The organism is Actinoplanes sp. NPDC049598 (genome assembly GCF_040675435.1).
GTDB lineage: Bacteria > Actinomycetota > Actinomycetes > Mycobacteriales > Micromonosporaceae > Actinoplanes.
Map to the genome: position 1 here is coordinate 921,596 of NZ_JBFAOX010000001.1, position 15,014 is coordinate 936,609.

At 71.1% G+C, this 15,014-nt stretch carries 17 protein-coding genes; 9 read left to right on the forward strand and 8 right to left on the reverse strand.

The annotated features are described in order from the left end of the window. Nucleotides 1-15: 15 nt before the first annotated feature. Nucleotides 16-1,485, forward strand: a complete 1,470-nt coding sequence (locus tag AB0J66_RS04515) for an MFS transporter (protein ID WP_364655601.1) — start codon at nt 16-18, stop codon at nt 1,483-1,485. Here AB0J66_RS04515 and AB0J66_RS04520 read toward each other — a convergent pair. Next, nucleotides 1,382-1,990: a TetR/AcrR family transcriptional regulator gene (locus AB0J66_RS04520; protein ID WP_364655603.1), complete on the reverse strand. Its 609-nt coding sequence runs from the start codon at nt 1,988-1,990 to the stop codon at nt 1,382-1,384. The genes AB0J66_RS04515 and AB0J66_RS04520 overlap by 104 nt on opposite strands. A 50-nt stretch (nt 1,991-2,040) precedes the next feature. Here AB0J66_RS04520 and AB0J66_RS04525 point away from each other — a divergent pair, with 50 nt between their 5' ends. Next, a complete protein-coding gene (locus tag AB0J66_RS04525) occupies nt 2,041-2,514 on the forward strand; it encodes a GNAT family N-acetyltransferase (protein ID WP_364655605.1) in 474 nt (157 codons plus the stop codon). On the opposite strand, the gene AB0J66_RS04530 is transcribed toward AB0J66_RS04525, so the two are convergent. Beyond that, nucleotides 2,515-3,429, reverse strand: a complete 915-nt coding sequence (locus AB0J66_RS04530; protein WP_364655607.1) for a 5'-3' exonuclease — start codon at nt 3,427-3,429, stop codon at nt 2,515-2,517. A gap of 46 nt (nt 3,430-3,475) precedes the next feature. On the opposite strand from AB0J66_RS04530, the gene AB0J66_RS04535 reads away from it, so the two are divergent. Beyond that, nucleotides 3,476-4,621: an acyl-CoA dehydrogenase family protein gene (locus tag AB0J66_RS04535; protein ID WP_364655608.1), complete on the forward strand. Its 1,146-nt coding sequence runs from the start codon at nt 3,476-3,478 to the stop codon at nt 4,619-4,621. On the opposite strand, the gene AB0J66_RS04540 is transcribed toward AB0J66_RS04535, so the two are convergent. Beyond that, a complete protein-coding gene (locus AB0J66_RS04540; protein WP_364655610.1) occupies nt 4,593-5,903 on the reverse strand; it encodes a methyltransferase domain-containing protein in 1,311 nt (436 codons plus the stop codon). The two genes, AB0J66_RS04535 and AB0J66_RS04540, sit on opposite strands and share 29 nt — an antisense overlap. 135 nt (nt 5,904-6,038) lie before the next feature. Here AB0J66_RS04540 and AB0J66_RS04545 point away from each other — a divergent pair, with 135 nt between their 5' ends. Both AB0J66_RS04545 and AB0J66_RS04550 read left to right on the forward strand, forming a co-directional pair. Continuing rightward, a complete protein-coding gene (locus tag AB0J66_RS04545) occupies nt 6,039-6,329 on the forward strand; it encodes a deaminase (RefSeq protein ID WP_364655611.1) in 291 nt (96 codons plus the stop codon). Between the two features lie 104 nt (nt 6,330-6,433). Next, nucleotides 6,434-6,907: an Lrp/AsnC family transcriptional regulator gene (locus AB0J66_RS04550; protein WP_364655613.1), complete on the forward strand. Its 474-nt coding sequence runs from the start codon at nt 6,434-6,436 to the stop codon at nt 6,905-6,907. Between the two features lie 6 nt (nt 6,908-6,913). Here AB0J66_RS04550 and AB0J66_RS04555 read toward each other — a convergent pair whose 3' ends face one another. After that, a complete protein-coding gene (locus AB0J66_RS04555) occupies nt 6,914-8,245 on the reverse strand; it encodes an alpha/beta fold hydrolase (RefSeq protein ID WP_364655614.1) in 1,332 nt (443 codons plus the stop codon). A gap of 35 nt (nt 8,246-8,280) precedes the next feature. Beyond that, on the reverse strand, nt 8,281-8,679 hold the full coding sequence (locus tag AB0J66_RS04560; RefSeq protein WP_364655615.1) for a hypothetical protein: 399 nt from the start codon (nt 8,677-8,679) through the stop codon (nt 8,281-8,283). Between the two features lie 112 nt (nt 8,680-8,791). Between AB0J66_RS04560 and AB0J66_RS04565 the strand changes: the two genes are divergently transcribed. After that, nucleotides 8,792-9,220: a GNAT family N-acetyltransferase gene (locus AB0J66_RS04565; RefSeq protein WP_364655617.1), complete on the forward strand. Its 429-nt coding sequence runs from the start codon at nt 8,792-8,794 to the stop codon at nt 9,218-9,220. On the opposite strand, the gene AB0J66_RS04570 is transcribed toward AB0J66_RS04565, so the two are convergent. Both AB0J66_RS04570 and AB0J66_RS04575 read right to left on the reverse strand, forming a co-directional pair. Beyond that, a complete protein-coding gene (locus tag AB0J66_RS04570) occupies nt 9,217-9,702 on the reverse strand; it encodes an NUDIX domain-containing protein (protein WP_364655618.1) in 486 nt (161 codons plus the stop codon). The two genes, AB0J66_RS04565 and AB0J66_RS04570, sit on opposite strands and share 4 nt — an antisense overlap. After that, a complete protein-coding gene (locus tag AB0J66_RS04575; protein ID WP_364655620.1) occupies nt 9,699-10,427 on the reverse strand; it encodes a class I SAM-dependent methyltransferase in 729 nt (242 codons plus the stop codon). The genes AB0J66_RS04570 and AB0J66_RS04575 overlap by 4 nt, the downstream gene beginning before the upstream one ends. Nucleotides 10,428-10,700: 273 nt before the next feature. Between AB0J66_RS04575 and AB0J66_RS04580 the strand changes: the two genes are divergently transcribed. Then, nucleotides 10,701-10,892: a CsbD family protein gene (locus AB0J66_RS04580; protein WP_364655622.1), complete on the forward strand. Its 192-nt coding sequence runs from the start codon at nt 10,701-10,703 to the stop codon at nt 10,890-10,892. 93 nt (nt 10,893-10,985) lie between these two features. Here the strand turns inward: AB0J66_RS04580 and AB0J66_RS04585 are convergent, their stop codons facing one another. Beyond that, nucleotides 10,986-12,338 carry a lysine 2,3-aminomutase gene (locus AB0J66_RS04585; protein ID WP_364655623.1) on the reverse strand — a complete coding sequence of 451 codons (1,353 nt, stop codon included), beginning with the start codon at nt 12,336-12,338 and terminating at the stop codon, nt 10,986-10,988. 129 nt (nt 12,339-12,467) lie between these two features. Between AB0J66_RS04585 and AB0J66_RS04590 the strand changes: the two genes are divergently transcribed. Further along, a complete protein-coding gene (locus AB0J66_RS04590; RefSeq protein WP_364655625.1) occupies nt 12,468-13,490 on the forward strand; it encodes an L-erythro-3,5-diaminohexanoate dehydrogenase in 1,023 nt (340 codons plus the stop codon). Between the two features lie 5 nt (nt 13,491-13,495). After that, the gene (locus tag AB0J66_RS04595; RefSeq protein WP_364655627.1) at nt 13,496-15,013 is read left to right on the forward strand and encodes an amidohydrolase family protein; all 1,518 of its coding nucleotides are present in this window, start codon (nt 13,496-13,498) and stop codon (nt 15,011-15,013) included. Nucleotide 15,014 lies beyond the last annotated feature (1 nt).

The window sequence follows — 15,014 nt, forward strand, 5'->3', positions numbered from 1 at the left end:
GGGAAAGGTGAACCGGTGACATCGGATCCCCAGCGCTGGCGCGCGCTCGCAGTCGCTCTCGTCGCCGGCTTCATGACCCTCCTCGACGTGAGCATCGTCAACGTCGCCCTGCCCTCGATCCGCGACGAGCTGCACCTGAGCTCGGGCGAGCTGCAGTGGGTCCTCTCCGGCTACGCGCTGACCTTCGGCCTGCTGCTGGTGCCGGCCGGCCGCTTCGGCGACGCCCGCGGCCGCCGCAACGTCTTCATCGCCGGGCTCGTGGTCTTCACGCTCTCCAGCGCGGCGGCCGGCCTGGCCACCAGCGCGCTGTGGCTGATCGTGGCCCGGCTCGTGCAGGGCGCGGCCGCCGGCGTGATGACCCCGCAGATCACCGGCCTGATCCAGGAGATGTTCGAGCCCAAGGAGCGGGCCCGCCCGTTCGGCCTGTTCGGGGCCACGGTCGGCATCTCCACCGCGGTCGGCCCGCTGCTGGGCGGCCTGCTCATCGCGGTCTTCGGCGAGGCCGAGGGGTGGCGCTGGATCTTCTACCTGAACATCCCGATCGGCGTCGTCGCGGTCGTCCTGGCCCTCCGGTGGATCCCGCTGCTCAGGTCGGAGAAGCGCCACGAGAGCCTGGATCCGGTCGGCGTCGGGCTGCTCGGTCTCGGCGTCGTGCTCATCCTGCTGCCGCTGGTGCAGGAGCGGGAGTGGCAGGGCAACGCCAAGTGGCTGCTCGCGGTGGCGGGCGCGCTCGTGCTGGGACTCTTCGTGCTCTGGGAGCGGCGCTTCGGCCGCACCAACACCGCTCTGGTCGAGCTGAGCTTGTTCAAGGTCCGGTCGTACGGGCTGGGCGCGCTCATCGGCCTGCTGTACTTCGCGGGCTTCACGACCATCTTCTTCATCTACACGCTGTACCTGCAGAGCGGCCTGGGTTACAGCGCGCTGATGGCCGGTCTGGCCGTGACCCCGTTCGCGCTCGGCTCGGCCGTGGGCTCGGCGGCCAGCGGCCGGTTCGTCAACAGGTACGGCCGCCAGCTGGTCGTGCTCGGCCTCGTGATGGTAGTGGTGGGGCTCGTCGCCACGGACCTCGTGCTGAACCTGGTCGAGGGGCGCGCCGGCGGCGCCGCGGCCGCGTTCCCGCTGCTGGTCGCCGGTCTGGGCAGCGGCTTGGTGATCAGCCCCAACCAGAACCTGTCGCTCTCCGAGGTGCCGGTGGCCCGCGCGGGCAGCGCCGGCGCGGTGCTGCAGACCGGTCAGCGCATCGGCACGGCCATGGGCATCGCCGCCGTCGGCGCCCTGTTCTTCGCCAAGCTGGCCGACACCCGCGGCGACTGGGGCCAGTCCTTCCGGGTCGCGCTCTGGCTGACGGTGGCCTTCGTGGTGGTCGCCCTGGCCGCCGCCCTCACCGACGTCCTGTCGTCGCGCCGCCATCACTCCGGGGAGGCTCACCGGACGCCGGATCACGGCCGGCATGAGCCCGGACGGCACGCCGCGTCGCAGCCGTGATCCGCTCGCGATCACCGGTGGCCAGCAGGTCGAGCAGGGCGCCGCGCAGCACCGCGAGCACCGCGGTCCGCTGGGCGGCGCCCTCGCCCGTCTCGCGCACCCCGGCCGGTTGCGCCGCGGCCAGCACGGCGAGCCAGTCGGTGACGGTCCGGGCGGCGAACCCGGCCCACGGCCCGTCCGGCGCCACCAGCGACCGCCCGTAGGCCTCCACCCACAGCCGCAGCAGCGGCCGGCGCTCGTCCGCGGCCAGCCACTCCCACAGCAGCAGGGCGGTGTGCTCCAGCCCGTCGGGCAGCTCGGTGGCCAGCAGGGTCAGCTCGTCGGCCCGGGCCCGGGCCAGCAGCGCCCGGATCAGGCCGTCCTTGCTGCCGAACAGGAACAGCAGGACCCGCGGGCTGGAGCCGATCGCGCCGGCCAGCGGGCGCAGCGACAGCTCCGCGAGGCCGTGCGCGCACACGTACGCGTACGCCCGCTCGAGCAACTCCTCGCGACGGCCTTGACCCATGGGGGTCGAGTATGCCTCACTGAAACGACTGTTTCAGTGGGAGGGCAGTCATGATCCGGGAACTGGGCCGGCCGGGTGACCTGGGCTGGGTGATCAAGGCACACGGCGAGCTGTACGCGGCGGAGCACGGCTGGGACGTGTCATTCGAGGCGCTGGTGGCGCGGATCGTCGCCGACTACGCCGGTTCACGCGACCCGGCGCGGGAGAACGCGTGGATCGCCGAGGTCCAGGGGCGCCGGGCCGGATGCGTCTTCTGCGTCGACGGCCGGGACGGCTCCGCGGTGCTGCGCATCCTGCTGGTCGACCCGGCCGCACGCGGGCACGGCGTCGGAGGTCGCCTGGTCGACACCTGCGTCGACTTCGCCCGCCGGGCCGGCTACGCCAGGATGCGGCTGTGGACGAACGACCCCTTGGTCGCCGCCCGCAGGATCTACCTGGCCCGCGGCTTCACGCTGACCGCGGAGGAGCCGCACCACAGCTTCGGCGCGGACCTGATCGGGCAGACGTACGAGCTGGCCCTCTGATCAGCCCGCGAGGGCGTCGACCAGGCGCCGGGCCGAGCCCGCGAGGTTCCAGCGCTCGGCCAGCTCGAGGAGCTTGTCCGGATCCTTGGGGGAGCGGGGCAGCTCCGGGTCGAACGAGGGCAGCTCGACGTCCAGCGCGACCTTGCAGACGGGCAGGGCCTTGCCGAGGTAGTCGCGGGCGTCGGCCAGCTTGGTTTTCAAGCCCGGGGCGAAGCCGGCGTCCGGGTCGTCGAGGGCGGCCAGGATCTGCTCGACGCCCCCGTAGCGGGCGATCAGGCGGGCCGCGGTCTTCTCGCCGACGCCGGGGACACCGGGCAGGCCGTCGCTCGGGTCACCGCGCATGGCCGCGAAGTCCGCGTACCACCGGGCGGGGACGCCGTACTTCTTCTCGACGAGCGCGTTGTCGGCGTCCTCCAGCTTGGCCACGCCGCGCCCGCAGTACAAAAGCCGCGTTTCACGTGAATCGTCAACCAATTGGAACAGGTCACGGTCACCCGACACGACCTCGACCGGGGCCGGCTGGGTCGCCGCGAGGGTGCCCAGCACGTCGTCCGCCTCGTACCCCTCGACGCCGAAAGCGGGGATCCCCACCGCGGCCAGCGTATCCAGCAGCACCGGGATCTGCCGCTCGAGCGAGGCCGGGACCTCCTCCACGTCGCCGTGGGCGACCCGGTGCTTCTTGTACGAGGGCACGAGCGCCACCCGCCACGCGGGCCGCCAGCTCGCGTCGAGCGCGCAGACCACCCGATCGGGGTGCCGGGTGCGGATCAGCTGGGCCAGCATGTCGAGAAAGCCCCGGATCGCGTTGACCGGCTCGCCGGCCGGGGTCTGCGCGGCCTTCTCCGGGATGCCGTGGAAGGCACGGAAGTAGAGGCTGGGAGCGTCGACGGCGAGCAGCGGCTTCACGAGGGACACAATAGGGTATCGCCCAACTTAATGAACGTTAGTTAAGCTGGCGGATGTGACGGTAGACCGGATCCTGCCCACGCCCGAGGCCCACGACCTGCTCGACCTGACCCGCGAGCTCGCCGACCGCGAGCTGGCCGGGAGGGCGGCCGATTTCGAGGCCCGCGGCGAGTTCCCCCGCGACGTGCTGCGCACGCTCGGCCGCTCAGGCCTGCTCGGCCTGCCCTACCCCTCCGACGTGGGTGGGGCCGATCAACCGTACGAGGTCTATCTCCAGGTCCTGGAGATCCTCGCCGGCAAATGGCTGGCCATCGCCGAGTCGGTCAGCGTGCACACCCTGGCCTGCTATCCCGTGTACGCGCACGGCTCCGCCCTCCAGCGGAAGATGCTGCCCGACATGCTCGGCGGAGAGCTGCTCGGCGCGTACTGCCTCTCCGAGCCCTCCGGCGGCTCCGACGCCGCCAACCTCGGGACGCGCGCGGTCCGGGAGAGCGACGGCTGGCGCCTGGACGGCACCAAAGCCTGGATCACCCACGCCGGCCAGGCCGACTTCTACAACGTCTTCTGCCGTACGGGTGGTCCGGGCGCCCGCGGCATCTCGTGCGTGCTCGTCGACGCGGACACGCCCGGCCTGCACCCGCAGAAGCCGGAGCGGACCATGGGGTTGCGGTCGTCGGCGCCCGCTCAGATCGTTCTGGAGGACTGCCGCGTCGACAGCGACCGCCTGGTCGGCGCGGAAGGAACCGGGTTCACCATCGCGATGGAGGCGCTGGACGCCGGGCGCCTGGGCATCGCGGCCTGCGCGGTCGGGCTGGCCCAGGCCGCGCTCGACTACGCCACGGCCTACGCCGGCGACCGTGTTCAGTTCGGCCGGCCGATCGGGGAGTTCCAGGGCGTCGGCTTCATGCTGGCCGACATGGCGACGCAGATCTCGGCCGCGCGGGCGCTGCTGCTCTCGGCGGCCCGGCTCAAGGACGCGGGGCGGCCGTTCTCGATCGAGGCGGCGAAGGCCAAGCTCTTCGCCACCGACGCCGCGATGCGGGTGACGACCGACGCGGTGCAGGTGCTCGGTGGCGCCGGCTATGTGGCCGATCATCCGGCCGAGCGGTGGTTCCGGGAGGCCAAGGTGCTGCAGATCGTCGAGGGGACCAATCAGATCCAGCGCATGGTGATCAGCCGGTCTCTGCTGCGCTCGCCTTGATCACGTAGTAGGCGGGCAGGTTCGCGGCGGCCGGGCCGAGCCCGGCGTAGAGGGCGGGCTCGGGCGCCTCCGTGAACGCGGTCAGCGTCAACCCGGCGCCGACCAGGGCAATGACGACGTCGCTGACCGGCCACACGAACATCCGGAACGTCTCGCCGTCGGTGCCTTTCGGCTTCTTGGCATCGTCCTGGTCGTGATTCGGCCGGCCGCGGCCGAAGTAGTCGCCGGCCACGGCCAGGTGGTCCCGGCCGCGGACGGCCAGCACCTCCCAGGCCGGGTGGTGGTCGCACAGCAGGACCGCGCCGCCCGGCTTGAGACGCCCGGCGAGCATCTTCGCGAAGGCGGTGAGGTCGGGCACCCAGCAGATCGCGCCCCAGCTCAGATAGATCAGATCCAGGCCGGTGAGATCCTCCGGCGGTACGAGCATGTCGCCCCGCCGGAAATCGGCGTCGATGCCCGCCTCGGCCGCGCGGGCCCGCGCCTTGGCGATCGCCACGTCGGAGATGTCGACCCCGGTGGCGATCGCGCCCCGGTTGGCCCAGGACAGCACCTCGTCACCGAACGAGCAGGCCAGCTGCAGCACCCGCCGGCCCCGGACGTCACCCGCCAGCTCCAGCTCGAAATCCTCCAGGGTGACCTCGCCGGCGCGCAGCCGCTCGACGGCGATGCCGTCCCGGCGCGGGGCGATGCTGTTCCAGCTGGCCCGGTTGGCCTCGGTGGTCGGCCAGTCGGTGTACGTGCCGTCGAACGGGTAGGCGCCGGCCTCGATCAGCGCGACCACCCGCTCGCCCTCGGCCCGGATGGCGTCGGCCCCGGCCCGGTCGAAGTAGAGCGGATCCCCGACGTGGCCCTCGAACTCGGCAGCGTCCTTCCACCGCCACTGACGGTCGGCCGAGACGACGATGTCCAGGACGGAGTCGGTGGTCTGCACGCCGTCGCCGGTCCGGGTGAAGGGCGCCTCCAGGTTGACGTACCAGCCGTCGAAGACCCCGTCGGCGAACATCCACCACACCGAGTGCGCCACCCCCGGCCGCATCAGCATCAGCACGTCGACGTGCTGCCAACTGCCCGCGACCAGCCGCGGCTCGCGCATCCGGTCCGGGCTCAGGTCGTGCCCGGTCCTCCCGTCCGCGTCCACCAGGGTCGCCAGGCGGCTGCCGACGGGCGCCCACAGCAACAGCCCCCGATCGTCGTCGGCGACGACCCGTACCGTCTGCTCCCAGGTGGTCCACGGCCCTCGCACGTACCGCCGGATGATCTCCTGGCCCTCCGTGAACCGCATAGCTCTACTGTTCTCCCGCCGTGGCGATGGTCAGAGAAGGAGCGGGCTGTCGCACCGAGCGTCGACGACCTCGGTGAGGGTAGCCCGGACCCGCGACCCGCCGGTCGGTGGCCGTGTCGTCGTAGGGTGCCGGGCATGACGCCGGACGACTTGGTCCAGGCCGCGCTCGAGGTGGCCGAGGACGGCCTCGGGCGCGGTGAGCTGCCGATCGGGGCGGTGGTCGAGATGGGCGGCGAGATCATCGCGAGCGCGCACACTCAGGAGGCCGCGCTCGGGCGGCGTCTCGTCCACGCCGATCTGCTGGCCATGACCGAGGCCGACGAGCGGCTCGGCCCGCGCCCGCACCCGCTGCGCCTCGCCGTCACCCTCGAGCCGTGCCTGATGTGCACGGCCCGGCCGCCTCGGTCGCGCATGCGTTGGGCGTGAGCTGTTTCGGGCGCGCGTGAAGGCGTACAGCCAAGGCGGCGCAAGCCGGCACTCGCCGCGAGAGGGACAGGGGGTTGAGAGTGGGGTTCGGTAGGGTGGCGGCCGTGGAAGAGATCGATCGGGCGATCGTCAGCGCCCTCACCGGGGACGGGCGTCTGTCGTACACCGATCTGGCCGAGCGGGTGGGGCTCAGCGTGTCGGCGGTGCATCAGCGGGTACGGCGGCTCGAGCAGCGCGGGGTCATCGCCGGGTATGCGGCCAAGGTGTCGTACGAGGCGCTGGAGCTGCCTTTGACGGCTTTCGTGGCGATCCGGCCGTTCGATCCGTCGCAGCCGGACGACGCGCCCGAGCGGCTGGCGCATCTGCCGGAGATCGACTCCTGCTACTCGGTGGCGGGGGAGGACTTCTACATGCTGCTGGTGCGGGTGGGCAGCCCGGCCGATCTGGAACGGCTGCTGCAGGAGATCCGGACCGCGGCGAACGTCACGACGCGCACGACGGTGGTGCTGTCGACGCCGTACGAGAACCGTCCGCCGCGGATCAATCCGGCGGTGACCGACCTGGCCGAGTCTTCCTAGGACGCTCTACACGGTGTGACAGCGCGTGCCCCGCGCCGGCACCACTCGATTGATCAGGTAGTCGTCGGCGACGTGCTCCATGCAGTCGCTGAGCGTGTACGAGCCGTGCCCGGTGCCGTCATAGACCACCAGCACGCCGCGCGGGCCGAGCTGCCGTTCGACGTGGCGGGCCCAATTGACGCCCGTCGCCGGGTCGTGGCGGGAATTGAGCAGCAGGATCGGCGTTGTGGTCCGCACCGAAAGGTCGTGCTGGGGGTTGGCCACGTGCGGCCAGCCGAGGCACATCGTCAGGGCGAAGGCCTGCGCCGGGAAATGCGTGTTCGGCGCGGTGCGGGACGCCGCGGCCAGGATCCGCTGATAGTCGGCGAACGAGCGCACCGGCAGCGACCAATCGGCGCAGAAGGCGGGGATGACCACGCCGAGATTGCCGACATGCTGTCCCGGCGCGCCGCCGTCCAAGGCGGCTATCTGCGCGGCCAGCCGCCCGTACTCGCCGTCCTTGATGAGCTTGTGGGTCATCGCGACGAGATCGAACCGCGTCATTCCGACCCGGCCCGGATCGGCGAACAGCCGCTGCCATTGCGGCCCACACGACGGGCAGGTCGTCAGGAAGTCGCCGAACGCGTCCTCGAAGGCCCACGCCTGTGCGCTGAGGAACGCCGTGGTGCTGCGGCTGCTGTGGTCGGTCACGCTTTCCAGGACCATGGCCCGTACGCGATCCGGGTAGCGGGACGCGTATTCCTGGCCCAGCAGAGTGCCGTAGGAACTGCCGTGGAACGAGATCTGCTTCACCCCGAGCGCTTTGCGCAGCGCCTCCACGTCCTTCGCGGTGCTGATGGTGTCGGCGTGCCGCCACACCGGCCCGGTTCGCGCCGCGCAGTCGGCCCAGAGCTCGCGGTTGTAGCGCAGCGTCTCCTCGAACTCCCGCTGCGATGTCAGCACCGGGTCGGGGGCGGCCTTCACCAGCTCGGGATCGCAGGTCATCGGCGCGCTGCCGCCCACACCCCGCGGGTCGAAACTGACGATGTCGAAGCGGGTGCGCAGCTCTTCGCTGAACCGGTCCCAGCCGTTCGTGACCCGGTCGACCCCGGAGTCACTCGGCCCGCCCGGCCCGAAGACCAGAGTGCCGACCTTGTGCGCCTGATCCGCGGCCGGCCGCCGGGCGATGGACAGGCCGAATGTCGCGCCGTGCGGCCGTGACCAGTCCACCGGCACGGTGAGGGTGGCGCATTGCGCGTCCTTCTTGGTGCCGCAGTCCTCCCAGGCCAGCTGGTTGGAGCTGGTGGCCGCCGGAACAGGGCCGGCGGCCACCAGGGCGAGTGCGAGAAACGTATGCATACCTCGAAGCTTCTCGATCCCGCCGTCGTTGCGGATCAGGAATGTCCCTTAGTGCTGACCCTCTTGTCGGGCATCACGAGCAGTACCGCCAGAAGCAGGATCAGCGCCAGGGTCACCACGTTGCCCACCTTGTGCGCCGTCGTGAAGACCCCGAGATGCAGCAGGTGGTACAGGAAATGCACCACCGCGAAGGTCAGCCAGGCCCACCCGGTGATCCGTAACTTCTCGATGGTCGGTGTCCGCCACGCCCACACCGTGAAGACGAGAAGCGCCAGCATGGTCGCCCCGAAATCCCGGAGCAGATGTTCGTTGTAGGGCCCGAGCAGCGACACCCAATGCCACCCGCCGATCGGGAAGTCGTTGTAGAACGAGAGCGGGAAACCACCCGCCCACACCCCGAGGACCGCCGCCAGGAAGGCGAGGATCGCCGCCACGATTCGCTTGCTTTGAAGAGTCACGCCCAACGGACGACCCCGGCCCGCCATTCGTGACAGCAATGTCAGTCGCTTGTGCACACCGTCACAATGAGCGCGGGGAGGTGGTCGAATGATCGTGCGGAGGGGCGGTGCGGCGGACGTGGCGGCTCTGGCCGAGCTGCGTGACATCGGCGCGGACGACCTGGAGGCGTACGCGGCCTGGGTCGTCGCCCACGCGGAGTCCCACCTGCCGTTCGTCGCGGAGGTCGAGGGACGCGTGGTCGGGGCGGCCTGGCTGCACGTCGCGGAGCGCGTGCCCGGCGGTGGGGCGCTGGAGCGGCCGTACGGCGACGTGCAGTCGGTCATGGTCGGTGAAGAGCACCGCAACCGGGGCGTCGGCGCGGCGCTGATGGCCGCCATCCTGGACGAGGCGCGGGCGCGGAAGCTGCTGCACGTGACCGTCCACTCGGGGCGCCGCGCCGTGGACTTCTATCTGCGCAACGGTTTCCGCCATCACCGCCAGCTCCTGCTCTGGGAGCCGGGCGATGCGGCGAGCTAGGCCGGCAGGACGATCGGCTGGGCCGGCGGGCCGTCGGCGATCAGGGCGGCCAGCGGCGTCACGAGGCCGCCCGGCCCGAAGAGGTCGTCGCCGCGATAGGCGGTGATCTCGGGAACGGTCCACCAGCGCAGCTCGGTGATGTTCTCGGCGGCCAGCTCGAGGTCGGTGAGCGTCCCGCGAGGCGTGAACATCTCGGTCCGTACGAGGAAGTAGTCCTGGATCGCCCCGTCGTAGCCCTTGATGTACGTGGGGTTGATGACCTCGCGGTGCCAGACATGCCGGGCCGCGGAGCCGAGCGTGAAGCCCACCTCCTCCGTCAGCTCCCGCCGCAGAGCGCCGAGCAGCGTCTCGCCCGCCTCGATCCTGCCGCCGGGCATGGCCCACACGGCCCGCCGGGGTGTCTCCGGCATGAGGTGCCGGCAGAGCAGGACCTGGTTGTCCGGAGTCAGCAGGATGGCGCGGACGGCGTGGCGGAGCCTCATGCCGGCGGGAGGACGGCGCGGGCGCACTCGGTGATGTAGGGCAGCTCGAACTCGGTGCGCCCGACCAGATCCGGGTGGGTGGCCATGAGCTTGCGGACCTCGCTGAGCAGAGCAGCGCGCTCGTCGGGAGCCAGCAGGATCACATAACTGCGGGACGCGATCATGTCGATGAGGCGTTCCGGGCCGATGATCTCGGTCCACTCGAAGCGGCGGATCTCGACCGGGCCGAACGGGGCGCCGACCGTGGCGTCGCGGTCGTTCTCCGGGCTGTTGATGATCTCGCCGAGCCGCCGGACCCAGTCGGACCGCTCGTCGCGCAGGTTCCACAGCAGACCGAGCCGGCCGCCGGGGGAGAGGACCCGGGCCACCTCGGGCACGGCCTTCGCCGGATCGACCCAGTGCCACGCCTGGGCCACGAGCACGACATCGGCCGAGTTGTCGGGCAGCGGGATCCGCTCGCCGCTGCCCTGCAGCGCCGGCACCCCGGGCACCGACTTGCGCAGCTGCTCAAGCATGCCCTCGGACGGGTCGACAGCCGCCACCGACAGCCCCCGCTCAAGCACCTGCCGGGTCAGCTTGCCTGTGCCCGCCCCCAGATCGACCACCCGCGGTTTCCCCGGAGGCAAGAGCCAATCAAGAGCCACGGCCGGGTACGAGGGCCGGCCGCGCTCGTAAATCTCCGCAGCAGGGCCGAACGATTGGGCATGAGCAGCGCGATCAGTCACCAGGGGATCTTATCTATCACAGTATCCTAGGATGCCCTACGCGGTGTGCGCCGCACCGCCCGCGCACGGTCAACCCCAAAAAGGAATCAACGGCATCCACCTGTCGAAGTCCTCGGCGGAGGAGGAGAGGCCGGCCGAGCTGTGGGCCGCGGGGGCGGGAACTGCGGGCCCGGCTCGACCCGGGGCGGCGGGTCCGGGGCCGGTGGGGTTTTGGAAAAGAAGGACCTGGGCACGTTCTTGAGCAGAACCGCACCGACCACGGAGGTTGTGACGATGAGCTTCACCGACAAGGTCAAGAACGAGACCGAGGAGCTGGCCGGTAAGGCCAAGCAGGCCGTGGGGCGCGCGACGGACAACGAGCGGCTGGTCGCCGAGGGGCAGGCGCAGGAGACCGCGGCCCACGCGAAGCAGGCGGGCGAGCACGTGAAGGACGCCGGCCGCGACGTCAAGGACGCCTTCAAGTAGCCAGCCCGAAGCGTCGGACACCCACGGCTGCGTGGGGTTCCGAAGGAGGACGGCCCCCGGGGAGAGATCCCCGGGGGCCGTTGCCTTGCCAGGTCAGGAAAGCGACGCCTGCTGTTTGCGCCACCAGTCCTGGCCGGACTCGGGGAGGGTGTCGATCGGGTCGTAGTAGGCGTGCAGTTTGGACAGGGCGTCGGCGTCGTCCTGTTCGATGGAGGTGCGGTAGTTCTTGGTCCAGTACGAGATGCCGTGTTCGCGGTCGTACTCGGCGACCATGTGGACCCAGCGTTTGCCGACGAACGGGACGTCGCAGACGATGCGGGGGGTGGCGTAGCCGGGCAGGTAGCCCATCATGTCGTGCTGCAGCTGCTGGGCGTGCCAGACGGGGACGCGCCAGTGTTCGGCGTGCGGGATCATGTCGCACATGTAGAAGTAGTAGGGCAGGATGCCGGCTTCGCCTTGCAGGGCGAAGCACAGGTCGAGCAGGTCGGCCGTGGTGGCGTTGACGCCGCGCATGAGCACGCCCTGGTTGCGGACGTCGCGGACGCCGACCTCCAGGAGCATCTGGGCCGCGCGGGCGACCAGCGGGGTCAGCGAGTTCACGTGGTTGACGTGGGTGTGCACGGCCAGGTTGACGCCGCGGCGCTGGGCGGTGATGGCGACGCGGTGCAGGCCCTCGACGACGTCGTCCTGCAGCCAGTGCTGGGGCAGGCCCATGAGCGCCTTGGTGGCCAGCCGGATGTCGCGCACGGTCGGCACCGACAGCAGGCCCATGAGGTAGGTCTCGAGCTGTTTCCACGGGACGTTGGCCACGTCGCCGCCGCTGACCACGACGTCGCGTACGCCCGGGTGGGCCTTGAGGTAGTCGAGGTGGGCCTGGTAGCGGTCGACCGGCTTGAGCGTCAGCTTGAGTTTGTCGACGGTGGGGGTGCTGTTGCCGACGAGGTCCATGCGGGTGCAGTGCCCGCAGTACTGCGGGCAGGTGGAGAGCAGCTCGGCCAGGACCTTGGTCGGGTAGCGGTGGGTGAGGCCCTCGGCGACCCACATGTCGTGCTCGTGGAGGCTGTCGCGGGTGGCGTGCGGGTGTGAGGGCCAGTCGAGGTGGCGGTCGGTGGCGACGGGGATCATGTAGCGGCGGATCGGATCTGCGTAGAACGCGTCCGTGGTGAGCTCGCCGACCGGCACCATGGTGTTGAGCATCTGCGGTGGCACCAGCATCGACATGGTGGCCAGGCGCTGCTGGTCGGTCTCGAGGTCGGTGTAGAAGCGCTCGTCGAGCCGGTCGCCCATGACGGCGCGCAGCTGCTTGATGTTCTTGACGCAGTTGACCCGCTGCCACTGCGCGGACTCCCACTGGGCGGCGGTGACGTCGCGCCAGCCGGGGAATCGGGTCCAGTCGGGCTCGACGAGGGGGCGGCGCGCGTAAACGTAGGGCTGGGTGTCGTCCACCGGGTCCTCCTGAGCGATCGTTTGGACCGCTTCAACGTACAAGATGATTTCCGGTCTAGAAACCATGTGCCCGGAGGATTTACGGTGTGGATACGAAGCGGGTCACTAAATTAGTGTGAGGCGGGTGTGATGGCGTCTGTTGGTCTTGATCGTGTGCGGGAGCCCGAAGGGGTGTTGCCGCAGGCGGCCTGGCGCCTCGATCCCGATCCGGCCATCGGGCCCGACGAGGTGCGGGTGCGGGTGGAGCGGCTGAACCTGGACGCGGCGAGCTTCCGCCAGCTCTCGGAGAAGCACAAAGGCGACGGCCCGGCCGTACGGGCGGAAGTGCTCGACATCATCGAGACGCGCGGCAAGATGCACAATCCGGTCACCGGCTCCGGTGGCATGCTGATCGGCGTCGTCGACGAGGCCGGCCCCGAATCGCCCCTGGGCGTCAAGGCCGGCGACCGCGTCGCCACCCTGGTGTCGCTGACCCTGACTCCGCTGACGATCACCGACGGGCTCAAGGACTGGGACGGCCGCAGCGAGCAGGTCCCGGCCGAGGGCACGGCCATCCTGTTCGGCCGCTCGATCATCGGCGTTCTCCCCGATGATCTGCCGCCCGAGCTGGCCCTCGCGGTCTACGACGTCTGCGGCGCGCCGGCGCTGACCGACCGCGTTGTCCGTCGATATCCGGACAGCCCGACGGTTGCCGTCCTGGGTGGGGCCGGCAAGAGCGGCTCCCTCGCGCTGACCGCGGCCCGGCTCGCGGGAGCCCGTACCGCCGGAATCGTCCGCAACGAGCAAGAGCGGGCGAGCCTGAAAGATCTCGCCGATGCTGCCGTGATCGCCGACGCGCGGAACCCGGTCGAAGTGGCCGAGAAGGTGACGCAGGCTCTGGGTGGACCGGCGACCATCACGGTCGTCTGCGTCGACGTCCCCGGCTGCGAGCACGGTGCGATCCTCGCCACGGCCGAGGGCGGCACGGTGATCTTCTTCTCGATGGCGACGAGCTTCCCGGCGGCCGCCCTGGGCGCGGAAGGCCTGGCCGCGGACGTGACGATGCTGATCGGCAACGGATATGTGCCCGGGCACGCCGCCTTCGCGGTCGACCTGCTGCGCCGCGTGCCGGCGGTCCGGTCGCTGTTCGAGGCCCGCGTCGCGGGACACTAACGCCCATGATTGAGGAAGTCCTCTACACCAACGGCCGCCTCTACTCTCCCGCCGACCCGAGGGCCACCGCCCTGCTGGTCCGCGACGGCAAGATCAGCTGGCTGGGCGACAAAGCCGGCGCCCCCAGCGCCGAGAAGACCGTGGATCTCGACAACGCCCTGGTCACGCCCGCCTTCGTGGACGCCCATCTGCACGCCACCGACACCGGTCTGGCCGCCGAGGGTCTCGATCTGAGCGCGACCCGGTCGGCCGGCGAGCTGCTCGACGCCGTGGCCGCGTTCGCCCGGACGCGCCCGGCCGACGGCGTGGTGCACGGGCACGGCTGGGACGAGTCGAGGTGGGCCGAGCAGACCCCGCCGACCGCGGACGAGCTCGAGCGCGCGGCTGAGGGCCGCCGGGTCTATCTCTCGCAGGCCTCCGTGCATTCCGCGCTGGCCAGCGCGTCCCTGCTGGGGGCCGCGGCCGGCGAGCCCGGCTTCGACGCTTCCGGCTGGGTGCGGGAGCAGGCCCACCACGCCGTACGGGCCGTGGCGCTCGGCTCGTTGACGTCGTCGCAGCGCGCCGGGGCGCAGCGGGCGGCCCTGGAGCTGGCGGCGTCCAAGGGGATCGCCGCGGTGCACGAGTGCGGCGGCCCCGGCACCTCCAGCGAGGAGGACTTCCAGTCGGTGCTGGCCCTGTCCGGTTCGGGCCGCCCGCAGGTGTTCGGCTACTGGGGTGAGCTCGGCGCGGCCGAGAAGGCCCGCGAGCTGGGCGCGCTCGGCGCCGCCGGTGACCTTTACGCCGACGGCGCGCTCGGTTCGCGGACGGCGTCGCTGCGCGAGCCGTTCCTCGACGGCGACCACGGGCACGGCGAGGCGTTCCTGACCGCCGAGCAGGCCGCCGAGCACCTGATCGACTGCGTGCGGGCCGGCGTGCAGGGTGGCTTCCATGCCATCGGCGACGCCGCCATCGAGACCGTCCTCGAAGGTTTCGCCCTGGCCGCCAAGCAGGTCGGGGTGGACGCGCTGCGCGAGGGCCGGCACCGCATCGAGCACGTCGAGATGATCGACAAGGCGATGATCGCGCGGATGGTGGAGTTCGGGGTGATCGCCTCGGTGCAGCCGGTCTTCGACGCGCTGTGGGGCGGGCCGGACAAGATGTACGCGCAGCGGCTCGGCGTGCCGCGGGCGATGGCGTCGAACCCGATCGGGGCGATGCACGCGACCGGGGTGCTGCTGGCCTTCGGCTCGGACTCGCCGGTGACCGCCCTGGACCCGTGGGCGGTCGTGCGGGCCGCGGTGGCCCCGAACAACCCGGTCTACCGGATGAGCGTGCGGGCGGCGTTCGCGGCGGCCTCGCGCGGCGGCTGGCGGGCGGCCGGGGTCGACGGGGTGGGTGTGCTGGCGCCGGGCGCCTCGGCCACCTTCGCGGTGTGGGACACGCCTGACGGCGTACAGCAAGGTCTGCCGAACTTGACCGGAGAAACGAACCCGGAGTGCCGGCGGACGGTCGTGCACGGCGAGACGATCTACGAAAAGGGATGAC

What these genes read in the sequence shown, in the direction of transcription:
- AB0J66_RS04565 (WP_364655617.1), top strand. Translation starts at nt 8,792, where the DNA reads ATGATCGTGCGGAGGGGCGGTGCGGCGGACGTGGCGGCTCTGGCCGAG.
- AB0J66_RS04525 (WP_364655605.1), top strand. Translation starts at nt 2,041, where the DNA reads ATGATCCGGGAACTGGGCCGGCCGGGTGACCTGGGCTGGGTGATCAAG.
- AB0J66_RS04580 (WP_364655622.1), top strand. Translation starts at nt 10,701, where the DNA reads ATGAGCTTCACCGACAAGGTCAAGAACGAGACCGAGGAGCTGGCCGGT.
- AB0J66_RS04570 (WP_364655618.1), bottom strand. Translation starts at nt 9,702, where the DNA reads ATGAGGCTCCGCCACGCCGTCCGCGCCATCCTGCTGACTCCGGACAAC.
- AB0J66_RS04595 (WP_364655627.1), top strand. Translation starts at nt 13,496, where the DNA reads ATGATTGAGGAAGTCCTCTACACCAACGGCCGCCTCTACTCTCCCGCC.
- AB0J66_RS04520 (WP_364655603.1), bottom strand. Translation starts at nt 1,990, where the DNA reads ATGGGTCAAGGCCGTCGCGAGGAGTTGCTCGAGCGGGCGTACGCGTAC.
- AB0J66_RS04590 (WP_364655625.1), top strand. Translation starts at nt 12,468, where the DNA reads ATGGCGTCTGTTGGTCTTGATCGTGTGCGGGAGCCCGAAGGGGTGTTG.
- AB0J66_RS04540 (WP_364655610.1), bottom strand. Translation starts at nt 5,903, where the DNA reads ATGCGGTTCACGGAGGGCCAGGAGATCATCCGGCGGTACGTGCGAGGG.
- AB0J66_RS04555 (WP_364655614.1), bottom strand. Translation starts at nt 8,245, where the DNA reads ATGCATACGTTTCTCGCACTCGCCCTGGTGGCCGCCGGCCCTGTTCCG.
- AB0J66_RS04545 (WP_364655611.1), top strand. Translation starts at nt 6,039, where the DNA reads ATGACGCCGGACGACTTGGTCCAGGCCGCGCTCGAGGTGGCCGAGGAC.